The sequence below is a fragment of the Verrucomicrobium spinosum DSM 4136 = JCM 18804 genome, from assembly GCF_000172155.1.
GTDB classification, from domain to species: Bacteria; Verrucomicrobiota; Verrucomicrobiia; order Verrucomicrobiales; family Verrucomicrobiaceae; genus Verrucomicrobium; species Verrucomicrobium spinosum.
Map to the genome: position 1 here is coordinate 2,575,480 of NZ_ABIZ01000001.1, position 23,511 is coordinate 2,598,990.

Sequence of the window (23,511 nt, forward strand, 5' to 3'; positions counted from 1 at the left end):
GCTTTCGTAGGCGCCCGACACTCCTGCACACACTTTCACCTTCCAGTGCCCTCCTGGTTTCGCTACGGTGGCTGAGCTTCTGTCGAAGATATCCCTGCCCCATGAATCGCCGCGCTCTTATCACCTTGGCCAGCTCTGGGCTTGCCCCGCTCCTAGCCCCTCAGGCTACCGCAAATGATGTCGCTAACAATCCTGTGTCACCGAACCGCTTGAGCGGCCAGGCGTGGCTCAAGGCCGTCTTTGAACGTGGGGACTTCATCGTCGCCTATTATTTGCGTGATCCAGAAGACAAGGACTACCGTCCACAACTTCCGGGTGGCGATCCCTTCGGAAGCGGGGATGGCGGAGCGTGGGCGAATGAGAGGGGCGCCGCATCACCGGAGAAACCTTCGCCGACAGAGACTTCCCGGAGCCTGACGCATAGGATCCTGAACACTTCAAACTCGCAACACCCTGTGACGGTTGATGTTGCTGCGCTGATCAGCCGCAAAATAAAAGAAGTTCGCGTGCCTGAGGCTGACGCAGCACCTCTGGTGGCCGCTCTTCTGGACAGCAAGGAGCTTCTCAATCTGAAGGATTGCTATTTGCCACGGCACCTCGTCCTTTTCTATGATCCCTATGGCCGGGTGAAAGCGGGGCTGGAGATATGCTTCCAGTGCGAGAGCCTTCGGGTTGCTCCCGCTTTCAGGGAGGGGGCGGCGGTAACGGGTGACCTCCTTGCGGTGGCGAACCTGTTCGACAAGTTGGGGCTGCCCATTGGGAAGGGGATTTCCTCGCTCAGAGAGTATGAGAAGATGAAGAAATCGGCAGCCGAGAAGGAATGATGGAGGCAACCTCCATGGTGGTAAAATCGTCGCATCCTTTGTCCTGCCTGCTTGCTGCCGCAGCTGGTAGCGGGCTGGTGTTACTTGCCGCCTTTCTATCTCCATCCTCCATCTCCCTTTCGCCGTTCCAGGCGGCGCGGGCGGCCTGATTTGCCCGAAACAGCAACGCGCGACTGGGGGTGGGATCGGATGCCAGATTATTCGATTCGCATTTCGAAGACCAACGAGGACGACCTCGGCGTACTGGTAAGTCGGGTTACTCATCAATGTCGTGTGCCGGGTGCCGTCGCGAGAGGGCTTGTGAGGGAACTCTTGGACAATCAGGTGATCCTCGATGTCGCCAGTTGTTTCACGCCTCGACACCTCATTGTTTTTCATGATCCCTATGGTTCGCCCGTCAGCGTGTTGGAAATCTGCTCTGCCTGCCGCCAGTATGCCATCATTCAGCTGGGCGGGGGATCTTCTGGCGGTCGCGAAAGTGTTCGCCGGGGCAGGCCTGCCACTTGGCCCGGGAATAAGCAGCCTGGAACAGTTTGCAGAGGAGCTGCGGCAGGGCCGGGAGGATCGAGTTCGGTATCAAGACGAACAGTTGGCCGGAGACGACGTTAGTGGAGTGTCTGGTTGGCGGTGAGTCTTATAATGGGCCGCTCGTGTACGTTTTGAACCATCTATCCGGACGCTTGACCGCACAAGATATAGTGAACTTTATGATTGAAGGCGGATAGCATTTTATCGTCCAATCCTCGCGTGCCTGATTCACTTCTGTCTTGAGGCCCATTCTTTAAAACACCCACCTTAAACCTCTGAACCCTCTTATGAAAACAGCCCTTTACTCTTTGCTGGCCGTTCTCACGGTCGGCCTCGCCTCCTGCAGCAGCGGCCCCAATGCCCAGACCGGTACGGTGCTCGGTGCTCTTGGCGGTGCCGCTGCGGGCGGCATCATCGGACACCAGAGCGGCCGTGGCCTGGAAGGTGCTGCCATTGGTGCCGGCCTCGGCGGCCTTGGCGGAAACATGATTGGCGGCGCGCAGGATCAGCGCAACTATGAGCGTCGTGAGTACTACCGCCGCGGCGATGGCTACGGCGGCTATGGTGGCGGCTACGGCGGGTACTAAGCCGACGCGGCTTCCCGGCCGATTGGATTCGATTCCAGCTTGGCCTATCGACCAAGTCCTTCCGTGGCCGTCCCTCTTTGGGGTGGCCACGTTTGTATTTGCGGCCAGATCGAGGTCGCCTCACTCCCCGCGAGGGTGGCGAACGCCCAGTGACGTGGCATTGGTCTGAGTTCCCTTGGCAGTGTCATGATCCCTCTCCCGGTAAAGGTGAATTTTCCGCTTCCAGATGGCCTTCCGACAGGGGCGTCGTCGGGAGGGCCTTCGGACGCCGTTGAAGAAATGGCTCCGGTGCTTGTCTTCCGCCAGCTGCGCCTCTTCGCGGCGGAAAACCCCATGCGCGCCCGGTTCCCTCGCACTTTCATGCAGACGGTTCCCCGCGAGCCCGGGGTGTATTATTTCCGCGATGCCAGCGGCAAGCTTCTCTATGTCGGCCAGTCGCATGAGTTGAGAAAGCGCGTGGGCAGCTACCGTCACGTGCATCCTGATCGTCACCCGCGGCGGCTGGTCCGTCTGGTGCATCAGGTGCGGCAGATTGAGTGGGAAATCTGTGAGAGCCCGGAGGCAGCCATTGAGCGTGAGCGCGTGCTTCTTCTGGAACTGCGTCCTGGATTCAACCGGGCGGGTGTTTGGAGGCCTCCACCGTGGTGGCTGAGGGTGTGGGTGGGGGCGGCGATGGAAGATTCAGGAAACCACCAGGCGATGCTCCGGATTGAGCTTCGGGCGGATGCTGTCCTGCATGGTGGTGTGGGCAAGGGAAATTCAGAGGCAGTAGACCTTGTGGGAGCTGTGCGGGATATCCCGCAGGCAGAGCCAGGGCCGGTCACTGCCACGCTTTTAGGGCCGTTCCCGTCGTCCTTCCGCTGGGTGCACGCGGCACTGTTGCGGTGTTTGTACCGCTGGTTGTTTCCAGAAAACCCGCTGCATGCCCTGCCTGCTGGCCTGATGGGAGAAAAAGCCCCTCGGGAAATCTCGTGGGCGCTCCCGGATGACATGTCGGCGGTGGAGGTGGCCCGGCAGATCTGTGAAAGCTTGCAGGCACCGTCCAATGGCGGGGAATCCGTCCCTATCCCAATGCTCGGTGCCTTTGCCGCGATCGTCCACGATGAACTCCCTCCTATGGAGAAGGAATTCTGGCAGGCCCAGGTGGAGGCTGTGTTGAAGTTCGTTGAGAAGCATGGCTGTGGAGTGATGGAGGGAGGGGCCCCATACGAGGGCCGTAGCGAGGGGCTCACGCCTCAAAAGAAGGGGAGTGTAAAAATCTTCAAAAAAAGAGCCTCAACTTGTTGACGAAAAGAGGATGTGGGGTAGTATCAACACCCGCACCGAAAACGAGCGGCTGAGACAAAAAGAGCGACGCGGGCAACTGCGGCATTCTTTGAGAATCAGAATACGATCTTTGGCAGCATTAATCAGACTAAACGGCCCGCAAGGGTTGGAGTTTAGTTTGAACCAAGAAAAAGCTAAGTTGTGTACTACGCGTGTGTGAGAAACAGCGCGTGGTTGTCATAACAAACAACCAGTCAATTTAGTTCAATGCTTTGCATTGGACCGTTCATTCAGAGATGGATGGACAAATGTTCGGAGAGTTTGATTCTGGCTCAGAACGAACGCTGGCGGCGTGGATAAGACATGCAAGTCGAACGGGATAATCTTGTAGCAATACCGGGTTGTTCAGTGGCGAACGGGTGCGTAACACGTGGATTACATACCGGAAAGCGAGGAATAGCCCAGGGAAACTTGGATTAATACCTCATGTGGTCGCAAGACTAAAGGCGGGGCAACCTGTCGCTTTCTGATTGGTCCGCGGCCTATCAGCTAGTTGGCGGGGTAACGGCCCACCAAGGCGACGACGGGTAGCTGGTCTGAGAGGATGACCAGCCACACTGGAACTGAGACACGGTCCAGACACCTACGGGTGGCAGCAGTCGAGAATCATTCACAATGGGGGCAACCCTGATGGTGCGACGCCGCGTGGAGGATAAGGTCTTCGGATTGTAAACTCCTGTCATGCGAGAGCAAGATTTGAGCGGGTAACTCCGCTGGATTTGATAGTATCGCAAGAGGAAGAGACGGCTAACTCTGTGCCAGCAGCCGCGGTAATACAGAGGTCTCAAGCGTTGTTCGGAATCACTGGGCGTAAAGGGTGCGTAGGTGGCGTGGAAAGTCAGATGTGAAATCCGGGGGCTCAACCTCCGAATAGCATCCGATACTCCCATGCTAGAGAACTGGAGGGGGATCTGGAATTCTCGGTGTAGCAGTGAAATGCGTAGATATCGAGAGGAACACTAGTGGCGAAGGCGAGATCCTGGACAGTATCTGACACTGATGCACGAAGGTCAGGGGAGCAAACGGGATTAGATACCCCGGTAGTCCTGACAGTAAACGGTGCACGTTTGGTGTGGGAGGATTCGACCCCTTCTGTGCCGGAGCTAACGCGTTAAACGTGCCGCCTGGGAAGTACGGTCGCAAGATTAAAACTCAAAGAAATTGACGGGGACCCGCACAAGCGGTGGAGTATGTGGCTTAATTCGATGCAACGCGAAGAACCTTACCTGGGCTTGACATGCACTGTGTCGTCGGTGAAAGCCGGCTAGCGTAGCAATACGCGCTTTGCACAGGTGCTGCATGGCTGTCGTCAGCTCGTGTCGTGAGATGTTGGGTTAAGTCCCGCAACGAGCGCAACCCCTGTGATTTGTTGCCACCGGAGCAATCCGAGCACTCGAATCAGACTGCCCAGATCAACTGGGAGGAAGGTGGGGATGACGTCAAGTCAGTATGGCCCTTACGCCCAGGGCTGCACACGTACTACAATGCCCAGCACAATGTGAACCGAAACCGCGAGGTGGAGGAAATCCTCAAAACTGGGCTCAGTTCAGATTGCAGGCTGCAACTCGCCTGCATGAAGTTGGAATCGCTAGTAATGGTACATCAGCTACGGTACCGTGAATACGTTCCCGGGTCTTGTACACACCGCCCGTCACATCATGGAAGCTGGTTTCGCCCGAAGTGCCCGCGCCGACCGCAAGGAGGCAAGGCCCTAAGGCAAGACTGGTGACTGGGATGAAGTCGTAACAAGGTAGCCGTAGGGGAACCTGCGGCTGGATCACCTCCTTTCTATGGAGTATTCCAGGAGCCCTCACGGCTTACTGGATAGGTCGAGACCAGAGTGCCCGGTTCGCCGGAACACCTGGTCTGCTAAAAGGCTCAAATATTTGCGTGAGTTACCTCACGTGTAGTGCACGACTTAGCTTTTGCTTGGGACAATACACACGCATCACCAAAGGGGGTATAGCTCAGCTGGTAGAGCGCCAGCTTTGCAAGCTGGATGTCTGGGGTTCGAGTCCCCATGCCTCCACCATGTGACTTGCTGAGTGCTTTTAAAGCAGAGGACCGGTGAAAACCGGGCCTGTAGCTCAGTTGGTTAGAGCACCGCCTTGATAAGGCGGGGGTCAATGGTTCAAGTCCATTCAGGCCCACCATCTGGTGACCAATGGGTGTGTAGAATTGATTAATGCCACTGGACCGGAGAGGTTCTTTGAAAACTGGACAAGACAGATTAAGAGCGAAAAAGAGATAAATTTTTATTTGAAGCTGGCGCAAGCCAGCGGCTACAGGCATCAAGTATTTTAGAGCACATAGTGAATGCCTTGGCACCAGCAGGCGATGAAGGACGTGCTAAGCTGCGATAAGCTTCGGATAGCGGCAAAGACGCTTTGACCCGGAGATTTCCGAATGGGATAACCTGCAGCGGTTCATACCGCTGCGTGCAGCCCTCAATACATAGGGGCTGCGACGCCATACCAGGGGAAGTGAAACATCTCAGTACCCTGAGGAAAAGAAAACGAATGTGATTCCGTCAGTAGTGGCGAACGAAAGCGGAACAGCCCAAACCGGAGGCTTTGCCTCCGGGGTTGTAGGAGCCCGACGTGGCATTGGATCGAGTTAGGTGAAGCTTCAGGAAAGTTGCGCCAGAGAGGGTGAAAGGCCCGTAACCGAAAACTTTGATCCAGCCTAGGGAATTCCTGAGTAATGCGACACACGTGAAACTTCGCATGAATCGGCGCCGACCACGGCGTAAGGCTAAATACTAGCTGGTGACCGACAGTGAACAAGTACCGCGAGGGAAAGGTGAAAAGCACCGCTGTGAGCGGAGTGAAACAGTACCTGAAACCATGTGCTTACAAGGTGTCAGAGCCGGCTTGTCCGGTGATGGCGTGCCTTTTGCTTAATGAGTCTGCGAGTTGGTTTTTGTGGCGAGCCTAAGTCCTTCTGGGACGCAGGCGCAGCGAAAGCGAGTCCGAACAGGGCGAATATAGTCACAGGAGCCAAACCCGAAGCGGTGGTGATCTACCCATGGCCAGGCTGAAGCGTTGGTAATACGACGTGGAAGGCCGAACCGGTGAACCTTGAGAAGTTCTCGGATGAGTTGTGGGTAGGAGTGAAAGGCTAATCAAACCCCGTAATAGCTGGTTCTCCTCGAAATGTATTTAGGTGCAGCGTCATATGCTGACCCGGGGGGGTAGAGCACTGAATGAGCTAGGGGGCACACCCGCCTACCAAACTCAATCAAACTCCGAATACCCCGGGGTGAAGTATGGCAGTAAGACAGTGGGGGATAAGCTTCATTGTCGAAAGGGAAACAACCCAGCCCAGCAGCTAAGGTGCCCAAATACCGCTCAGTGGAAAGGAAGTGAGATTTCTTTGACAGTGAGGATGTTGGCTTAGAAGCAGCCACCATTTAAACAGTGCGTAATAGCTGACTCATCGAGAGATCTCGCGCCGAAAATGATTGGCGATAAGCGGTATACCGAAGCTCTGGATGCCCCGGATTTTGGTCCGGGGTTTGGTAGAGGAGCGTTCTCAACGCATCGAAGCTGGATGGCGACTGAAAGTGGAGTGTTGAGAAGTGAGGATGCAGACATAAGTAACGACAAGGGTGGTGAAATCCCACCCCGCCGTAAATCCAAGGTTTCCTGGGCAACGATTTTCGTCCCAGGGTTAGTCGGGACCTAAGCCGATGCCGTCTGGCGCAGGCGATGGAAAGCAGGTTAATATTCCTGCACCGGCTCTGGTTAAGTCATGTTAGACCACGGAGAAGGAGGAAACAGACCTTATTGACTTGGCAGGAAGGGCTTCGGCCTGACCGCGTTTCCAAATGATCCGTCTAGAAAAGCTTCATGATGTTCCCAGGGCCGCCCGTACTAGAAACCGACTCAGGTGGATGGGTAGAATATACCAAGGCGCAAGAGTGAAACCTCGTTAAGGAACTCTGCAATCTAGTCCCGTAACTTCGGAAGAAGGGATGCCCACTTCGGTGGGTCGCAGTGAAAGGGGTCAACCGACTGTTTATCAAAAACACAGCATTGTGCGAAGACGAAAGTCTATGTATACGATGTGACACGTGACCAATGCGGAAAGATTAAGGCAAGATGTTAGTCCCGCGAAAGCGGGGCGAAGCTTTGAACCCAAGTCCCCGTGAATGTCGGCCGTAACTATAACGGTCCTAAGGTAGCGAAATTCCTTGTCGGGTAAGTTCCGACCTGCACGAATCGTGTAACGAGTTGACCGCTGTCTCAACGAGGGGCTCAGTGAATTTGTAGTGGCGGTGAAGATGCCGCCTACCCGCGGAAGGACGGAAAGACCCTATGCACCTTAACTGTAAGCTGTCACTGATTCGCTGATTTCAATGCTCAGAGTAAGTGGGAGGCTGTGAAGCGGAACTTTCGGGTCCCGCAGAGCCAAAAGTGAGACACCACCCTTTGGTATTGGCGAGTCTAATTGTAACCCCATAAAGGGCATGAGACCATGGCAGCCGGTCAGTTTTACTGGGGCGGTATCCTCCCAAAGAGTAACGGAGGAGCGCGAAGGTGTGCTCAGCGCGGTTTGCAATCGCGTGTTGAGTGTATTGGCATAAGCACGCCTAACTGTGAGACCTACAAGTCGAGCAGATACGAAAGTAGGCCAAAGTGATCCGGCGGTTTAATGTGGAATTGCCGTCGCTTAACGGACAAAAGGTACGCTAGGGATAACAGGCTGATTTCATCCAAGAGTTCATATCGACGATGAAGTTTGGCACCTCGATGTCGGCTCGTCGCATCCTGGGGCTGGAGAAGGTCCCAAGGGTCCGGCTGTTCGCCGGTTAAAGCGGCACGCGAGCTGGGTTCAGAACGTCGCGAGACAGTTCGGTCCTCTATCCTCCGTGGGCGTTGGAGAATTGAGGGGTTTACTTCCTAGTACGAGAGGACCGGAAGTAACGTACCTCTGGTGTTCCAGTTGTCACGTCAGTGGCACAGCTGGGCAGCTATGTACGGAAAGGATAAGCGCTGAAAGCATCTAAGCGCCAAGCCTCTCCCAAGATGAGTTCTCCCTGAAGGATCGTGGAAGACTACCACGTTGATAGGGTGTGGGTGCAAGTCGAGTAATCGATTCAGCTCAACACTACTAATCATCCGATCGTCTTGATGTTTGATTCTTTTTCAACCACTCTTAATTTGTCCTTGTTCAGTTTTCAGGGAACCCTGCTCCGGCAGGGCCGCCAGCCCAACCTATAACTGCAACCGCTGAAGCGCTGAAGTCTTCAGACAGGCTGTTTCACATGGAGCTTGAAGCTCTCAACCGAAACAGAAGTCTGGTGACCACAGCGAGGTGGCCCCACCCGTTCCCATCCCGAACACGGAAGTGAAACACCTCAGCGTCGATGATAGTATGGCGACAGGCCATGTGAAAGTAGATCGTTGCCAGAGTTAATCCCCGCCTTCTGCGACCCAGAGGGCGGGGACTTTTTTTGTCTGCGACCCGTGAGGCGGGAGAGAACGCAGACACCAGACATCAGACTGCCAGACGCCAGACATCAGACCTGAGGTCAGGGGTGGGGCGAGAGCGCTGGAGTGGGTGACATCGGAAGGCTGTTTGGATCCTCAAGCTACTACCGTACCCACAACATCTGGATGCGAAGCATCTCTGGAGTGCGGCGGGAACTGCCGCTTTGGTGCCCTATGTGTGAGTTTCTCGCACCCGAGAATGGGAGCAGGGCGGGCGTGCCCGTAACGGCCGCCGCTTGGCCGCATCATCAGCAGGCTACCCGCCACATTCGTTGTCCCTGTCATCCGCCGGCGAAAGCGGCGTCGAGCCGCACGCACTCCAAGACGCTTCGCGACGATGCCCGCGCGGGAGCCATGTCCGCAGCATGAAGGAGGGTCATTTTTTGTTGGTTCATCCATCTTCGCGCCAGCGTCCTGGAGTGTCGGTGGCTCGACCCCGCTTTGACGGCGCTTGTGATGGGGTAGAAGAGCCGTCCCGGCTCTCGGGTACATTGGGAGGATGCGAGAACAACTTCCGAGAAGGCTGTTCGACCTCTTCGGCGACCAGGCTTTCCCAGGCTCCCTCAGCAAACAACAGCTCTGGGATTGGCCTTCTTTCTGCCAGTCTCAATGCCGGTGTAGTTGTGGACGTAAGGAGAACAGACCAAATGGCGCGCGTTTTGGGGTGGATGCCAAGGAACCACCTTGAGGCGGCCGCCCCAGATCGAAGCTGATCCCCAGCGGGGATCTCTAACACAGCCCAACGTTGGGTCCCCCCGCAGAGGACGATCAGGTGGGAAGGCCGACAGCATCTGCTTTCTTCCCACCGCCATCAACACCCCCACGTCAGTTGGACCTGATGTCATGCGCTGACTGACGTTCGCGGCAAGATGCCGCAAACAGCACGCAGGATGCGTGCGCTCCCCGAGCTTCCCGGGCACAGGCCATCTGAAGCCTGTCAGGCCATGCTTCACCACCCCAGGTTCCTTGGCTGGCACAAATTTCACGGTCTTTGGTGATGTGGCTGGGAAAGGGGCAAGGGTCCAAGATGTCCGCTCGGCCGGTTGGGGGCGGAGCACTGGGTGGTTGGTGTTCGAAGGCGAGAATCATGCCGCAGACGCTTCAGTTAGTGCCTCCTTACGTCGACAACTACACCGCTGTTTTGGGGTGGTTGGAAAGTGGGGGGCGTCGCGACGGATGAATGTCCAGGCAGGCTGGAATGCGTGGCCAAGATGCTGGACATTCGATGTCGAAAGCCGTGGGAGCTTTCAAAAGAACCCAAGGCTTCCAGCACCTGGATGCGAAGCACCTCGGGGAATACTCGCTCGGGTGTGCACGCGAAAACCGCCGCTCGATGCCCTGCCGCGTTGTTCTCACCGCACCGAAGGCACCTACAGCCGGACTGTTCCCCAATGCCTTCGCTTGACCCGTCAGCCAGCCCTGTTTAGGGAGGAGCCCAACTCATGAGCTCCCCCATCAGCCCATCCGCCGCCTCTGCCTCCGAGTCCACCATGCCCGCCATCGGCATCATCGGTGGGAGCGGACTGTATGACATCGAGGGTCTCACGGACCGGGAGGAGATCCGGGTGACGACGCCGTTTGGCGATCCTTCCGATGCTATTGTCACCGGCATGCTCGCGGGTCGGCGTGTGTACTTCCTGCCCCGCCATGGTCGTGGACACCGCCTTCTCCCCACGGAGCTGCCGCACCGGGCCAACATCTACGCGCTGCGTTCGTTAGGGGTGCGTTTCATCATCGCGGTTACCGCCGTGGGCAGCTTGAGGCAGGAGTATCGGCCGCGGGACATCGTCCTGCCTCATCAGTTTTTTGACCGCCTTTCCCGACGGGATCAGCACACTTTCTTTGGTCGGGGCATCGTGGCGCACATCGCCTTTGCCGATCCGATCAGTACTGGACTGCGTCAGCTCCTGGCTGAGGCGGCCCGCGAGGAGGGGGCAACCGTCCATGATGGCGGAACTTATGTCTGCATGGACGGTCCCGCCTTCTCCACCCGGGCGGAATCCAACGCAAACCGCCAGCTTGGGTTTGACGTCATCGGAATGACCAACCTTCCCGAGGCCAAGCTCGCCCGTGAGGCGGAGATCGCCCTGGCTACGCTGGCCATGGTGACCGACTATGACTGCTGGAAGATCGAGGAGGAACCTGTGACTGCAGAGACCGTGGTCGGCCACCTGCATGCAAATGCGGCCCGGGCCAAGAATATTGTCGCCCGCGTCATCCCCCGCATCCCCACCTTGGCCAACTGGCCAGAGCACGCGGCTCTCACGGGGGCCATGCTCACGCCCCGCAGCTTCTGGCCGGAGGAGACGGTGGCCTCTCTAGGGGCGATTCTGGGTCCCTATCTGGCAGAGGCTAAAAGTGGCGAGTAAAATGTAAGAAAACGAGACTTTGACGCCTGCCAAACACGAAGTACGTGGCAAAATTCCAGCTTTTCAACCCGGTGGGATCGTTTACGGTACTTAATCAATCCAGCCCCTGTTGTTCACCATAAAAAAATCTCTCCATCCAGTGACCAAATCTCGCATGCTTTTCTCCCTCTGGCTCAGTGTCGTCCTCGCAGGTGGGCAAACGGGTTGCTCGATGCTGAAGAAGGAACCGCAGGTGGTCGCGCCTGCTCCCATCCAGAGCCGGCCCATGCTGCCGCCGAATGCGGGAGGGGGGCTCAAGCGGGGTCTGCAGAATCCGGATTTCTACCAGATCCCCAAGGTTCCGCCTCCTGGTGCCCGCTACTCGTACTCCTCTGTACGTGTCAACGGCCCGTACATCGCCATGACCTTTGACGACGGTCCGCATCCTACGAACACCCCGCGGCTGTTGAACATGCTCAAGGAACGCAACATCAAGGCGACGTTCTACGTGGTGGGGCAGCTGGCACGGGAGTATCCCAACATCATCCGCCGCATCCTTGCGGAAGGTCATGAGATCGGGAACCACACTTACACCCATCCCATTCTCACCAAGGTGTCTGATGATCGCATTCGCAAGGAGCTGGGGGACACCCACAAGGCCCTTGTGGACATTGCCGGGTATCATCCCCGGACGATGCGCCCCCCTGGCGGCGGCACGAATGCCCGCCTGAAGCAATGGTTCCATGACGAGTACGGCTACAGCACCATCATGTGGAGTGTGGATCCCATGGACTGGAAGCGCCCCGGTGTGAGTGTTGTCACCAGCCGACTGGTGAATGGTGCCCATCCTGGCGCCATCCTCCTGGCACACGATCTGCACGCCCCCACTATTGATGCCATGCCCAATACCCTGGATGGCCTCCTCTCCAAAGGTTATCGCTTCGTTACCGTGAGCCAGCTCATCAACATGGAAGTGGCAGCACCTGTCGGCGGTCCCGCAGTGGCTGGAAATGCTGCTTCTGCTCCCGGTGCCCCGGCCCCGTTGCCCGGCCTCGGGGCTCCCCTGACTGCTCCGGCATCCGCTGGCGCTCCTGGGGTGGGATTCCCGCAGCAAGTGCCCTCAGAGGCTCCCCTGAGCCCGGCTCCCGGTGGTTTCTAATAAGCGAAGTGATTTCTCCACCATTAGAGCCGTCCCGCCTCCGCTTCAGTTTCAACCTCACCCTCCCATCCCCAGAGGCCGCATTTAGAAAGGAGACGCAACGGACCAGGATGATAGGTGAGGAGTATTTCGATCTGCGTTCCCGCCTCGGTACCGCCCTCTATTCGCTCAAGGCCCTCGTGCCGGAGCTCGGGGCGGGGCCGGAGGAGGGGGGCATCCTGGAAAACCTGGTCAACAGCCTCAAGGACCCGTTCGTCTTCGTGGTGGTGGGCGAGGTGAATGTGGGCAAGTCCACTTTCCTCAATGCTCTTTTCGGCACTGATCTAACAAAGACCGGCATTGTCCCCACCACGGACAAGATCTTTTTTTTCAAGCATGGCCCGCAACTGCGCCACGTGCCGGTGAGCCGCACGCTGGAGGAGGTGTATGCCCCGGTGGAGTTCCTCAAGGACTTCCACATCGTGGACACTCCAGGAACGAACTCGATCGAAAACGAGCATCAGGAAATAACGGAACGGTTTGTCCCCCTGGCGGACATGGTCATTTTCGTGTTCTCGGCCATGAATCCGTGGGGGGCCTCCACATGGCAGTTTCTGGACAAGGTCCACCGCCAGTGGATGCGGCACGTCATCTTCGTGCTCCAGCAGGCGGATCTCCGAACGCCGGAGGAGATCGTCTCCATCCAGCAGTACATGCTCCAGCTTTGCCGCCAGCGTTTCGGGCGGGAGTTTCCGGTGTTCCCCGTCTCTGCCAAGCGCGCCTATCTGGCCCGGAGTTCCGGGCTGGACCGGGAGAAGCTCATGGAGGAGAGCGGCTATCCGCGCCTGGAGCAGCACATTTCCGACTGCATCGGCGGTAGTGGCCCGCGCTTGGGGAAGCTGGCCAACGCTCTTCGCATTGCCCAGACCATGGTGGGCAAGCTGGCCGCCCAGTCTGCGACCCGGATCGCTGCACGTGAGCGCAAACAGGCCGGGCTGGCCATGATCGAGGGGGAACTGGCCACCCGACAGGAGCGCACTCTCACCAAACTCAGCGCCGCCGTGGATGCTACCGAGCACGACTTTACGTGGCTGGCGGAAGAATTGTTGAAACACCTCGAGGTCCTCTTCGACCAGAAACTTGCGTTTAAGTGCGCATTCAAGGAACGCCGCTCAGTGGCGGGAGTGGAAAAAGTCCTGCGTGACAAGCTGGATGTCCCCTCCAGCCAGCGCTGGGAGCAAAGTGCCTCCATTCTGGAGGATGACCTCAATGAGGCCGCCGACCACCTTGCCCGGCACATGACAGAGGAGCTCCGCGTGCAGCTTCACGAAGACCTGCGCCAGTCACCTGCGTTCTGGAAGAAGTACAAATCCACCTTTGCCGCCAACACGGGCGCCCTGGTGAACCGCGTCATCAAGGCCGTAGGCATTGAGGCGGAACTCGCGCCCGCCCTGGCGAACTCCCGCCAGATGATGAGCTGGATGGTGCTCGTAGGGGTTGTTTCCACGATCTCCGCAGGCATCTTTTCCGGGCTCGGCCACTGGGGGGTGGGGCTGGGGACCCTCGGTGGAGGGGCTCTCATGGCATGGCTTCTCTGGCTGGGCTGTGGACGCGTCTTTGCCACCACGCGGAAAGCGGCGACCTTCAAACTCAACGCCGCCCGCCCCGAGCTGCGCCACCAGCTTCATCTCCACACACAGGAAGAGGTGCGCAATCTCTACGCTGCCCTCCATCGCATCCTCGCTCCCACGCGGGAGAAGCTCTCCGACCAGTTGAAGCGCCAGACCTTCCAACACGAAAGCCTTGGCAAACTCGATGTGAATTTCAGAGAACTTGACGCCAAGATGGCAGGGCTGGTTGCGCGCGGAGTTTGAACGGGCGTTTCGGTCAGGCGTGCTGGGTGTTTGGTGGTTGTTTGCTCCGGATTCCAGTGCGTCAGTGGTCAGTGCGTCAAGGCGCTGGATGCGCAATGATAGGGAGGAGGTGCTCCGGGCCTGCGGTTGTCGGGAGTTGGTTCCTTTATTTTGAACCTGCCTCTTCTGTTAATCTTTTCCCAATCTTGTTAATCCTGTCTCTCCGGGCGTCCATCCTCTCCTGATCCGCTCTCAAGCTCATGGTAGATGCCCTCTGCGTACCGGAGCATCGAGGTTGCGGCTTCGGACTCATCTTGAACCACGGCTGTGGCTCCGCGATCCAGCAATCGTCCGCGGTCAGAGGCAAAGCGGCTACGCGCCAGGATGGGCACCTCAGCATTGAACTCTTTTACCAGTTGTATGGCTTCGAAGGCAATGCGTGCGTCGGGGAAGGTGAAGGCCACCAGGCTCGCGTCATGGAGCCGTGCCAGTTCCCAGGTCTCGCGCTGGGCGGCGTCAGCATAGAGCACGGAAATGCCCTGGCGCTTCAGCGTGCGGACCGTGTCCACGTTTAGCTCGATCACCAGCACCTCGATTCCATACTTCGCCAGGGACTTGTGCAAGGCTGCACCCACATGGCCGTATCCGCACAGCACCGCGTGGCCGCGCAGGGACTTGATCTTCTGTTTATAATCCGCATTTACCGCCGCCGTCTTTTTGGTTTTCGCGTAGCCTTTGCGTTCCAACCAGTCAGCGATGTTGGGCACCGCCCGCATCAGCGTCGGCACCAGTGCCATGGAGATGGCCCCAGAGGTGTTGAAGACCTGCACAAAGACTTCGTCCCATGGCATCTGCGCTTTGGAGCGGGTCATGAGAATGAGGGAGAACTCTCCCGCGGAGGCCAGCGCTGCTGTGGTCATGAGCCCCGCCCGCCAGGTGAGATGAAGCGCGCGGCATGCCAGCGCCACAACCGCCGCCTTCACCAGGATGAGCGCAAGGGTGAATGCCACCACTGAGGGCAGATTCTGGGAAAGAATGCCCACATCGATGGTCAGGCCGATCGAGACAAAGAACAGGGTCAGGAACAGATCCTTGAAGGGGAGGATGTCCGCCATCACCCGGTGGCTGTAGATGGAGCCACTGGCCACCAGTCCCGCCACGAAGGCACCCAGCGCCGGGCTCAACCCTAGAGCCGCAGCCAGACAGGTCACGCCGGCGCATAGTGCGACCACCATGAGGGTAAAGAGCTCCCGGCTCCGCGTGTTGGAAACCGCCAGCATCACCCGCGGCACCACATACCGGCCCAGCAGCCAGACCGCCACAGCGAAGATCGCCCCATTTCCCATCGTGCCTGCCAGGGAGCCCCACAGGTGCGAGTCCTCCCCAGCGCCAGTCGCAGACTTGCTCAGCGCGGGCAGCATCACCATGAAAAAGATCACCAGCAGATCCTGGAAAAGGGCGATTCCCAGCGTCGCCCGGCTGGATGGTCCGGCGGGGATGCCCAGACTCTGGAAGGTCTTCATACTCACCGCCGTGGAGCTCACGGCCACCGCCACGGCCGCCACCAGACCCTGTACGACGCTGAACCCGCACAGCTTGAACACCACGAACGCCAGCAGCATCGTTAAGCCGCACTGGATCCCTCCACCCACGAAGGCTGTGTGCCGGAGATGCTTCAACTCCGCCAGGGAGAACTCAATGCCGATGGTAAACATCAGCAGCACCACACCCACTTCTGCGAAGCCGGCCATGCTGTGGTGAAACTCCGGTCCTGCCAGCTTCAGCAACCCCGAATTCGCCACTGCCACCCCACACAGGAAATACCCAATGAGCAGGGACTGCTGAAACCGCACCAGAGCGAGCGACACCAGCACCAGCGAGGTGAGCAGCAGAGCCAGGATGATCAGCATGGGGGACACCCCCTCCGCGATCGCCAGCAGGCCCCCGTTCATGAGTTGAGCAAGCGAATTGAGAAACTCCATGGTACGTCCCAGCACAAACAACGGAAAACGGAGAGGCGCAAGTTGGAGGTTGAGACGGCTGCGCCTGGTTGAGGGGTCGCAAGCGGCCTGTTGAGGCGCTGCGCTGGTTGAGACGCTGAGCTGGTTGAGACGCTGAGCTGGTTGAGGCGCTGAGCTGGTTGAGACGCTGAGCTGGTTGAGACGCTGAGCTGGTTGAGACGCTGCGCTGGTTGAGACGCTGCGCTGGTTGAGACGCTGCGCTGGTTGAGACGCTGCGCTGGTTGAGGCGCTGCGGTGGTTGGGACGCTGAGCTGGTTGAGACGCTGAGCTGGTTGAGACGCTGCGGTGGTTGAAACGCTGCGGTGGTTGGGACGCTGCGCCTGGTTCATGCGCCGACGCTTTCTTCCCTGAATTCCTCCCAATCCAGCGAAGCGCCTCAACAGGCCGCTTGCGGCCCCCTCAACCAGCGCAGCGTCTCAACCAGGCGCTTGCGCCGTCTCATCTCAAAAAAGGGTTGTTCGAGCGCCCTGTTTCAGCTTGGTTTAGGCTTCAATGCCCGCTTCCTCTTCTGCCCCCGATTCTGCCAGCCCAGCCCCCAGCAAAGCTCAGGTGTTTCGGGTCCGGCTCACCAGCACACTTATCCTGTGGGCGCTTATCAGCGTGGCCCTCTGGTTGCAGTTGGATTCTGTGCTGGTTGGCATCGTGGGGCTGCTGGGCATTCTGGGCACTTGGGAGTACTTCCGGCTGCAGAATGCTGATGCCCAGTCCCGGGACTTCACCCGTCTGGCCGTTTCCATTTCGTTTGTTTACTGGGTCGCGACGGGTCTGCTCACGGTCCCTGGGCACCAGGAGCCTCCGTGGTGGCTGGACGCGGCGATGCTGGTCATTACTCTGCACGGCGCGTTTTACCTGAGCTTCCGCACCGCACTGGATGGGGCCAATACCCTCCGCCGTATTCAGAACCTCGTATTTGGCATGGTGTACACCACCTTCCTGGCGGGGTTCATGACCCGTTTGCTGTTCTTTGAAGGGGCAGCCAGCGGACGCCATCTGCTGTTGCTCTTTGTCATGACCACCAAGTTTGGGGATATGGGGGCCTACGCCATTGGCTCCTGGCTGGGCAAGCACAAGATGATCCCGCACATCAGCCCGGCCAAGACCTGGCAGGGCTTTGGTGGTGCCATTGTGGGCAGTTACCTTGCCATGGTGGCCATGATGCTGATCGTGCCGGAGAAGCTGGCTCCGCTCACCTGGGGGCACGCCCTCATTCTCGCACCACTCCTTAGCATTTCTGGTGTGGCAGGTGACCTTGCCGAGTCGGTGTTGAAACGCTGCCACTCCATCAAAGATTCCGGCCACAAGCTTCCGGGTATCGGCGGGATCCTGGATCTCACGGACAGCCTCATCTTTACTGCTCCAGTGGCCTACTGCTACCTGAAGTCCATCTCCTAGCGCCGAACGAATCCAGATATCCGATCCTGCCTCAGCACCAGTCATCTGCTCCCGTTTCCTGTCTCCTGCATGACGATTTCCAGCGCCTCCACTGCCTCTGTTCTGGCTCCTGCCCGTCCTCGTCCCCGCCGTCGCAAGGTGCTCGTTCTGGGCTCCACGGGCTCCATCGGGCACAGTGCGTTGAAGGTGGCCCAGGACATCCCGGATCGCATGGAGATCGTGGGTCTCGCTGCGCAACGTAGCGTGGAAGCCCTCGCCCGCCAAGTCGCGGAGACGGGAGTGAAGCAAGTGGCCGTCACGGATGCGCAGGCGGCTGAGCAGGCCCGCCAGATCCTCCCTGCAGAGGTGGAGATTTTCGACGGCAGTCGTGGCTTGGTGGACCTTGTGAAAGCCACGGAGGCTGACCTTGTCCTCGTCGCCATCGTCGGTACTGCTGGACTCGAACCTGCGCTTGAAGCCATCAGACTGGGCAAAGACCTTGCTGTCGCCAGCAAGGAGATCCTCGTCATGGCTGGCGAAGCGGTCATGGGCGCAGCCAAGGCCCAGGGAGTATGGGTGCTGCCCGTGGACAGTGAGCACAACGCTATTTACCAGTGCCTGGAGGGGCGCGACCCTTCCCATGTGCGTCGCCTGCTTCTCACCGCCAGCGGCGGACCCTTTCGCAAGGCGGATGCCGCCGAGCTGGAACATGTGACGGTGGCCCAAGCTCTGAAACACCCCACCTGGAACATGGGGCGAAAGATCACGATTGATTCCGCCACGCTCTTCAACAAAGGCTTGGAGATGATCGAAGCTCGCTGGCTCTTCGACGTGCCGATGAGCCGCGTCGATGTGGTCGTACACCCCCAGAGCATCGTGCATAGCATGGTAGAGTTTGTGGACAGTTCCGTGTTGGCCCAGCTCAGCCACTCGGACATGTGCTTCCCGATCCAGTACGCCGTCACCTGGCCAGACCGCGTGTCCAATACGCTGCCGCCTCTGGACTTTGCCCGTCTGGCAGCTCTGCATTTTGAAGCTCCGCGGGTGGACGTCTTTCCCGCCCTCCGGCTCGCTCGTGAGGCGGGCGAAGCGGGCGGTACATTGCCTGCCGTGTTGAATGCCGCCAACGAGGTGGCTGTGGAGGCCTTCCTCAATGAGCGTCTCAAGTTCCCTGCCATCTGGGCCACCGTGGAGAAGGTGATGCAGAAGCACTCCAATGTGGAGCATCCATCTCTGGAAGCGATCATTGAAGCGGATGCGTGGGCAAGAAGGGTGGCGGAAGAGCTGCTGTAGTTAGCACTGCGCCGCTGAGGATACTGCACCATGCCGTTCTCTCCTCCCAGGTTCCTCGAACCTGCTGGCAACGCTTTTCCTCACTCGCACCTGTCTGTCAGCAGGCGAAAACGGCGTCGAGCGGCCAGCACCAAGACACTGTCGTGCGTTTGCGCAGGCCTTCCCGAGTCGCCACCTTCGCATCCCTACATCGACTTTTTCGGTGCGACACAAAGTCATGAATCGTTGCAAATGGCACCGATCCCAAGCTGGGCAGGAGAAGCCGGTAACAGAACTCGCGCGGGAAGAGGTGTTGCAATTTCCCCTGAAAGCCCTCCCAAGGCTTTTTGACCCAGGCTGATCCTGTTCCCGCTATTTCCTAAATGCTTGTCGTATTCTGTTAACCCATCAAGATCTTGTAAATCCTGTCAGAAAAGCGGTTTGCCATCGGTCACGACATGTTCTCTCACATGCCGTACACTTCGCGGTCATCATAGAATACCTTCTTCTCGCCTTTTGTCGTGGCGGTCTGACTGGCACCCGTCGGGCACGGATTGGGCACGGCGGTTTGGGTTGAGAAAACGGCGGTGGTGTGATCCACTGCACTGGACTGGTCCGCGGGGGAAGCGTCCGCCTTATCTGAGACTGGCTGCGCATTCATGCCGAAATCATACCTTTTTCATTCAGCAGAAGACAGGGTTATTCCATCGAAGAGAAAGAGCGGTTCGTTGATAATTATGGTGAGCACAGTAAATATGCGATTTTAATTTAGAGGTGTTGATGGTTAGGCGGAATAATCCTATTTGGCGGCCCCGGGCTCGACTTGCTGCTCCTTGGCTGGTGCCCGATCCTTGTCGCTCTCCATTTCCATCGGGTCTATTCTCAGCTGATATTGCCAATGCCCGTCGTGCCACCCCAGGTAGTTGTCGCCCACTTTCAAATTTTGTACGACAGGCCAGCTTTCTTGAAAAGCCCGCCTGGCTTTGTAGAGGGTCACGTCTCCAAGTTGGATCATTGACGTGTCTGTATCAAGAAAACCAAGCCCGACACTCTCTATCATTTGCAGGCGCTTCAACGTTCCCAGAGGGAAAGATACGCTCTCTTCCCTTAACACCTCCAACTTGTAGCCGTTTCGCAGATCCTGGTATGCCCGACCACAAAAGAAGCTGATGATGGAAAGCGCAATGGTGGCTCAGGACCAGATGAGAAACGATTTCATGCCGGGTGGATTTTCGTCTTCAGCCCAATGTGACCGAGTAGACGATAATCCGTGAAAGTTGGGTTGATCCGAAGGGATCTAAGGCTTCTTCTTTGGGGAGGGTTTCTTGGGCTCCATCCGCTCCGGCACCAAGGGGTAGGGCGAGGGCTCGATAATCATGCGACCATTGACCTCATCCATGTTCAACTCCCGAAGTTCCAGGGGAGGGGGCATCAGACACAAGACTGCAGACGTCAGAATTGAGATAGGTTGGCTTGGGATGGTTGGGGGAAGGCGACGATGGGCGATGATCTGGGGGCTGGCGTGTGATTGCATCGAACCGGATGCCGTGACCAGGCGAAAACGGTGGCTCGACACCGTTTTCGCCAGTCGTAGCGCGAGCTTCTGTCTCCGGACATTCGCCGGTTGTATCTCTTTGACCCGCCACACGGGGCACAAAAAAGCGGCCGATCCTCCAAGACCGGCCGCACTCAATTTTCCCAGATTCAATCGATCACGTTGTTCTGCACATTCACCATCCAATGGATGCCAAACCGGTCGGTGAGGCTGCCGTAGTAAGCGCCCCAGAACATGTCCTGTAGCGGCATTTCAATCGTGCCGCCTTCGCTCAGGGCGTTGAAGAGGCGATCGGCATCTTCGCGCGTATCGGGCTCGAGATTGAGGTGCACATTGTTGCCCGGATTCACTTTGAAGCCCATGGACTCCGGAGCATCCGTGCCCATGAGCACGTGTTCACCCAGAGTGGGCAGCTCCACGTGCATGATCAGGTTCTGGTCCTCTTCCGCGAGGGGCGGCTGGCCGGGCTGCGGGGGGATGTCCTTGAACCGCGCAATGTTGCAGGAGTACTCCGTGCCAAACACGGTTTTGTAGAATGCAAAGGCTTCCTCCGTGTTGCGGGGGAAGTTCAGGTAAGTGCTGACGCGTGCCATACGATGCGATGTTGGGTGGTTTGGTTTGGAGCATCCGCCATTTCCTGCGGAACAGCCGCAGGGTTCAGGAACGACCAATGCTATCGTTGTGTCCCCGCGCTGCCAAGACGCAATACGCAACCTATTTGTGCGATCAATTCCACGCCGTCTGGTGGGGCGGCTTCGCCTGAGAAGCCTGTGCCGATCTTCGTTTTGCCGTTCTGCGATCAGGTGTGTGTTTGCCTCGACGAGCGGTGCCGATTGCCAATCTGCGCTACGGTGTACCTGGGGCTCGGCGACGCCGGTTCTAGCCCCCCGCGGTAATTTGCACCACCTCGAGCGCATCCCCGTCATGCAGAGCGGTTTCTCCCAGCTCCCGAGGGAACAGCGCCTTATGGTTCAGCTCCACCACCACCGGCTTGCCCTCAAACCCGAGAACGTCCAGCAGGGCCTGCACGGTAAGCGGCTCCACATGTTCCTGGGCAATTCCGTTGATGGTGAGTTTCATGTCAAAAAGCTGATCTAAATTAACATCCCTTCCCGGCTCTGGATTCTGAAGATTGAGGTTTGAACCTTGGTCGCGGTTAGTTCTTCGCCGCAAATTTCTCGAACCTCGACGCCAGCCGCTTGGGCACCACGCACTGCACCACTGCGATGTCGTCCTCGTATTCCTCGCTCAGCACCTTGCCTTCTTCATGGGCCAGGGCCAGCAGGTCGAGGCGGTTCATCGGCAGGCGTAGCGTGAGTCGCAGCACGCGGTCAAAGACCATCTCGTGCAGTTTGTGCAGGAGATCATCGATACCCTGACCTGTTTGCACAGAGATTTGCACTGCGTCCGGGAACTGGTTCTTCAGCTCATGCAGGCGGGATTCCTCAGTCACGAGGTCCATCTTGTTCAGCACCAGAATGACACGCTTGTCACCAGCGCCGATCTCCTTGAGTACCTCGGTGGTGGTTTCATAGAACGTATGGGCGCTGGGATGGCTGGCATCCACCACATGGATGAGGAAGTCCGCCAAGGTTGTCTCCTCCAGCGTGGCGCGGAAGCTCTGCACCAGATCGTGCGGCAGACGGCGCACAAAGCCCACCGTGTCCGTCAGCAAGAGTTGCTGACCGTCTGGTAGCTCCATGCGGCGGGTGCTGGTGTCCAGCGTGGCAAAGAGCTTGTCCTCTGCCAGTACTTCGCTCTGGGTCAGCTTGTTGAGAAGGGAGGACTTGCCCGCGTTGGTATAGCCCACGATCGCGCCATGCGGCACGGGCACGCGGCTGCGTTCCTTGCGCTGTGTGTCGCGTTGCTTGCGCACCTCAATGAGGTCCGCTTTTAACTTGTCGATTCGTTTGTTGGCAAGCCTGCGGTCAATTTCGAGCTGCAGTTCCCCTTCGCCACGGGCGGAGCCGCCTGCGCCACCACCACCCGCACCGCGCTGTCGGTCTAGGTGCGCCCACATACGGGTCAGGCGCGGCATGGAGTACTCCATTCTCGCCAGTGCCACCTGGAGGCGGGCCTCCCGGGTGCGCGCGCGCAGATTGAAGATGTCCAGAATCACTTCCTGGCGGTCAATCACGCACAGCCCCGACTCCTCTTCCCATGCCCTTTGCTGGGCAGGGGAGAGTTCGTTGTCAAAAATGATGCTGTCACAGCCCAGTTCTTTGGCCCGGGCCATGAGCTCGGCGGCCTTGCCGCTGCCGGTCAGGTACCTCGGAGTGATTTCCCGCACGTGCACGCAAAGTGCTTCACCGATGCCGATGCCCAAAGAGCTCACCAACTCTTTGAGTTCGTCGAGCAGGTCCTTGGATTCCGCTGCTTCTTCTTTGCGGAAATAAACACTGATCAGCAGGGCGCTCTCGACCAGATTGGGTTTTTCACGAATATCGAACATGGAGCTAAGCGGAGGAGCAGGGGGCCGGAGGCTGTGCAGGGCGGAAGGAAAACTGAAGGGTGCCCAATTTGCCACAGATGAGCGGGGAAGCAAGCCGGGCGGGAATTTGCAAGCTTCTCCAGCAGGTTCTTACGCCTGAAAGCGCCCGGCCGAGCTGACGGGTTGAGTCTGCCTGTGCGGTTGACACGGCGCTGCTTTGCCGGGAAGAACTCAATGCCTCATTCATCTCCCAGCGCTCATTTCCCCCCGAATGATCCTCCCAGCAGCCCTTGTTCAGCTTCCGGAACTCCTGGCCTCGACGGCTGCTGGAGCGGCCTTGGCTGCCGCGCCTGTGACTTTCAAGGTCACGGCGGCCTCCGTGTTGAACTTCCTCACCCAAACCGTCCTGGTGGTCGCGGCGGGGATTGCCGTCTATCGCTGGCGTTGGTCTGCTTTGGGGCTGGTGCTCTTTCTCTTCAAGCCGTATCTGCCCATTGTGCTGGACTACTGGGTGGATGCCTTTTTCCCGATCCAGGGGAATGCGGCCCTGGAGCGCTGGCATCTGTTCATCCAGATCTCCAACCTCATCACGGCGATCGCCCTGCTCATCAGTCTGCGGTTCATCGTCAGGCGGGAGATGCTGGGTGGATTCCTTGAACCCAAGGCCCGGACAAAGGCGGTGAAAAAGCGGACGGGGCTCAGGAGGAGGCGGACACAGACTAGACAGGATTGACAAGATTTTGGGGAAGATTAACAAGATGG

15 protein-coding genes, 2 tRNA genes and 3 rRNA genes are annotated in these 23,511 nt (G+C 58.2%); 14 read left to right on the forward strand and 6 right to left on the reverse strand.

Going from position 1 to position 23,511, the window contains the following annotated elements:
- Positions 1 to 101: 101 nt before the first annotated feature.
- The 11 genes from VSP_RS10490 to VSP_RS39225 all read left to right on the forward strand — a co-directional run bounded on the left by VSP_RS10490 (position 102) and on the right by VSP_RS39225 (position 14,120).
- The gene (locus tag VSP_RS10490) at positions 102 to 824 is read left to right on the forward strand and encodes a hypothetical protein (protein WP_009960497.1); all 723 of its coding nucleotides are present in this window, start codon (positions 102 to 104) and stop codon (positions 822 to 824) included.
- Between the two features lie 815 nt (positions 825 to 1,639).
- Positions 1,640 to 1,939: a glycine zipper domain-containing protein gene (locus VSP_RS34835; RefSeq protein ID WP_009960499.1), complete on the forward strand. Its 300-nt coding sequence runs from the start codon at positions 1,640 to 1,642 to the stop codon at positions 1,937 to 1,939.
- 186 nt (positions 1,940 to 2,125) lie between these two features.
- On the forward strand, positions 2,126 to 3,226 hold the full coding sequence (locus VSP_RS10505; RefSeq protein WP_081452486.1) for a nucleotide excision repair endonuclease: 1,101 nt from the start codon (positions 2,126 to 2,128) through the stop codon (positions 3,224 to 3,226).
- Positions 3,227 to 3,514: 288 nt separating this feature from the next.
- Positions 3,515 to 5,053, forward strand: a 16S ribosomal RNA gene (locus VSP_RS10510).
- Positions 5,054 to 5,221: 168 nt separating this feature from the next.
- Positions 5,222 to 5,297, forward strand: a tRNA-Ala gene (locus VSP_RS10515).
- Between the two features lie 44 nt (positions 5,298 to 5,341).
- A tRNA-Ile gene (locus VSP_RS10520) sits at positions 5,342 to 5,418 on the forward strand.
- Between the two features lie 136 nt (positions 5,419 to 5,554).
- Positions 5,555 to 8,405, forward strand: a 23S ribosomal RNA gene (locus tag VSP_RS10525).
- 161 nt (positions 8,406 to 8,566) lie between these two features.
- Positions 8,567 to 8,682, forward strand: a 5S ribosomal RNA gene (rrf, locus tag VSP_RS10530).
- The 16S, 23S and 5S rRNA genes sit together here with 2 tRNA genes alongside, the layout of an rRNA operon.
- Before the next feature lie 1,520 nt (positions 8,683 to 10,202).
- Complete coding sequence (gene mtnP / locus VSP_RS10535; RefSeq protein ID WP_009960503.1) at positions 10,203 to 11,129, forward strand: S-methyl-5'-thioadenosine phosphorylase; 927 nt, start codon at positions 10,203 to 10,205, stop codon at positions 11,127 to 11,129.
- Positions 11,130 to 11,283: 154 nt separating this feature from the next.
- Positions 11,284 to 12,267, forward strand: coding sequence for a polysaccharide deacetylase family protein (locus tag VSP_RS39220; RefSeq protein ID WP_009960504.1), 984 nt, complete (start codon positions 11,284 to 11,286; stop codon positions 12,265 to 12,267).
- A gap of 110 nt (positions 12,268 to 12,377) precedes the next feature.
- On the forward strand, positions 12,378 to 14,120 hold the full coding sequence (locus tag VSP_RS39225; protein WP_009960505.1) for a dynamin family protein: 1,743 nt from the start codon (positions 12,378 to 12,380) through the stop codon (positions 14,118 to 14,120).
- Between the two features lie 188 nt (positions 14,121 to 14,308).
- Here the strand turns inward: VSP_RS39225 and VSP_RS39230 are convergent, their stop codons facing one another.
- Positions 14,309 to 16,081, reverse strand: a complete 1,773-nt coding sequence (locus tag VSP_RS39230) for a cation:proton antiporter (protein ID WP_009960506.1) — start codon at positions 16,079 to 16,081, stop codon at positions 14,309 to 14,311.
- Positions 16,082 to 16,612: 531 nt separating this feature from the next.
- Between VSP_RS39230 and VSP_RS39235 the strand changes: the two genes are divergently transcribed.
- Together VSP_RS39235 and VSP_RS10560 are read left to right on the forward strand one after the other, a co-directional pair.
- Complete coding sequence (locus tag VSP_RS39235; protein WP_009960507.1) at positions 16,613 to 17,512, forward strand: phosphatidate cytidylyltransferase; 900 nt, start codon at positions 16,613 to 16,615, stop codon at positions 17,510 to 17,512.
- A 69-nt stretch (positions 17,513 to 17,581) separates the two neighbouring features.
- Entirely contained in the window at positions 17,582 to 18,784 is a 1,203-nt protein-coding gene (locus VSP_RS10560; protein WP_009960508.1) for a 1-deoxy-D-xylulose-5-phosphate reductoisomerase, read from the forward strand.
- 778 nt (positions 18,785 to 19,562) lie between these two features.
- Here the strand turns inward: VSP_RS10560 and VSP_RS10570 are convergent.
- The 5 genes from VSP_RS10570 to hflX all read right to left on the reverse strand — a co-directional run bounded on the left by VSP_RS10570 (position 19,563) and on the right by hflX (position 22,770).
- A complete protein-coding gene (locus tag VSP_RS10570) occupies positions 19,563 to 19,838 on the reverse strand; it encodes a hypothetical protein (RefSeq protein WP_009960511.1) in 276 nt (91 codons plus the stop codon).
- Between the two features lie 222 nt (positions 19,839 to 20,060).
- On the reverse strand, positions 20,061 to 20,195 hold the full coding sequence (locus tag VSP_RS43600) for a hypothetical protein (protein WP_009960513.1): 135 nt from the start codon (positions 20,193 to 20,195) through the stop codon (positions 20,061 to 20,063).
- 272 nt (positions 20,196 to 20,467) lie between these two features.
- Entirely contained in the window at positions 20,468 to 20,911 is a 444-nt protein-coding gene (locus VSP_RS10580; protein WP_009960515.1) for a VOC family protein, read from the reverse strand.
- Positions 20,912 to 21,197: 286 nt separating this feature from the next.
- A complete protein-coding gene (thiS, locus tag VSP_RS10585; RefSeq protein WP_009960517.1) occupies positions 21,198 to 21,398 on the reverse strand; it encodes a sulfur carrier protein ThiS in 201 nt (66 codons plus the stop codon).
- 76 nt (positions 21,399 to 21,474) lie between these two features.
- Positions 21,475 to 22,770: a GTPase HflX gene (hflX, locus tag VSP_RS10590; RefSeq protein WP_009960518.1), complete on the reverse strand. Its 1,296-nt coding sequence runs from the start codon at positions 22,768 to 22,770 to the stop codon at positions 21,475 to 21,477.
- A 250-nt stretch (positions 22,771 to 23,020) separates the two neighbouring features.
- Between hflX and VSP_RS10595 the strand changes: the two genes are divergently transcribed.
- Positions 23,021 to 23,482, forward strand: a complete 462-nt coding sequence (locus VSP_RS10595) for a hypothetical protein (RefSeq protein WP_009960519.1) — start codon at positions 23,021 to 23,023, stop codon at positions 23,480 to 23,482.
- Positions 23,483 to 23,511: the final 29 nt, after the last annotated feature.

Bases quoted from the DNA above. Each gene is read 5' to 3' on its own strand.
- VSP_RS10580 (WP_009960515.1), bottom strand. From the start codon at position 20,911: ATGGCACGCGTCAGCACTTACCTGAACTTCCCCCGCAACACGGAGGAA.
- VSP_RS43600 (WP_009960513.1), bottom strand. From the start codon at position 20,195: ATGCCCCCTCCCCTGGAACTTCGGGAGTTGAACATGGATGAGGTCAAT.
- VSP_RS10560 (WP_009960508.1), top strand. From the start codon at position 17,582: ATGACGATTTCCAGCGCCTCCACTGCCTCTGTTCTGGCTCCTGCCCGT.
- VSP_RS34835 (WP_009960499.1), top strand. From the start codon at position 1,640: ATGAAAACAGCCCTTTACTCTTTGCTGGCCGTTCTCACGGTCGGCCTC.
- VSP_RS39235 (WP_009960507.1), top strand. From the start codon at position 16,613: ATGCCCGCTTCCTCTTCTGCCCCCGATTCTGCCAGCCCAGCCCCCAGC.
- VSP_RS10595 (WP_009960519.1), top strand. From the start codon at position 23,021: ATGATCCTCCCAGCAGCCCTTGTTCAGCTTCCGGAACTCCTGGCCTCG.
- VSP_RS39230 (WP_009960506.1), bottom strand. From the start codon at position 16,081: ATGGAGTTTCTCAATTCGCTTGCTCAACTCATGAACGGGGGCCTGCTG.
- VSP_RS39220 (WP_009960504.1), top strand. From the start codon at position 11,284: ATGCTTTTCTCCCTCTGGCTCAGTGTCGTCCTCGCAGGTGGGCAAACG.
- thiS (WP_009960517.1), bottom strand. From the start codon at position 21,398: ATGAAACTCACCATCAACGGAATTGCCCAGGAACATGTGGAGCCGCTT.
- VSP_RS39225 (WP_009960505.1), top strand. From the start codon at position 12,378: ATGATAGGTGAGGAGTATTTCGATCTGCGTTCCCGCCTCGGTACCGCC.
- mtnP (WP_009960503.1), top strand. From the start codon at position 10,203: ATGAGCTCCCCCATCAGCCCATCCGCCGCCTCTGCCTCCGAGTCCACC.
- VSP_RS10505 (WP_081452486.1), top strand. From the start codon at position 2,126: ATGATCCCTCTCCCGGTAAAGGTGAATTTTCCGCTTCCAGATGGCCTT.
- hflX (WP_009960518.1), bottom strand. From the start codon at position 22,770: ATGTTCGATATTCGTGAAAAACCCAATCTGGTCGAGAGCGCCCTGCTG.
- VSP_RS10490 (WP_009960497.1), top strand. From the start codon at position 102: ATGAATCGCCGCGCTCTTATCACCTTGGCCAGCTCTGGGCTTGCCCCG.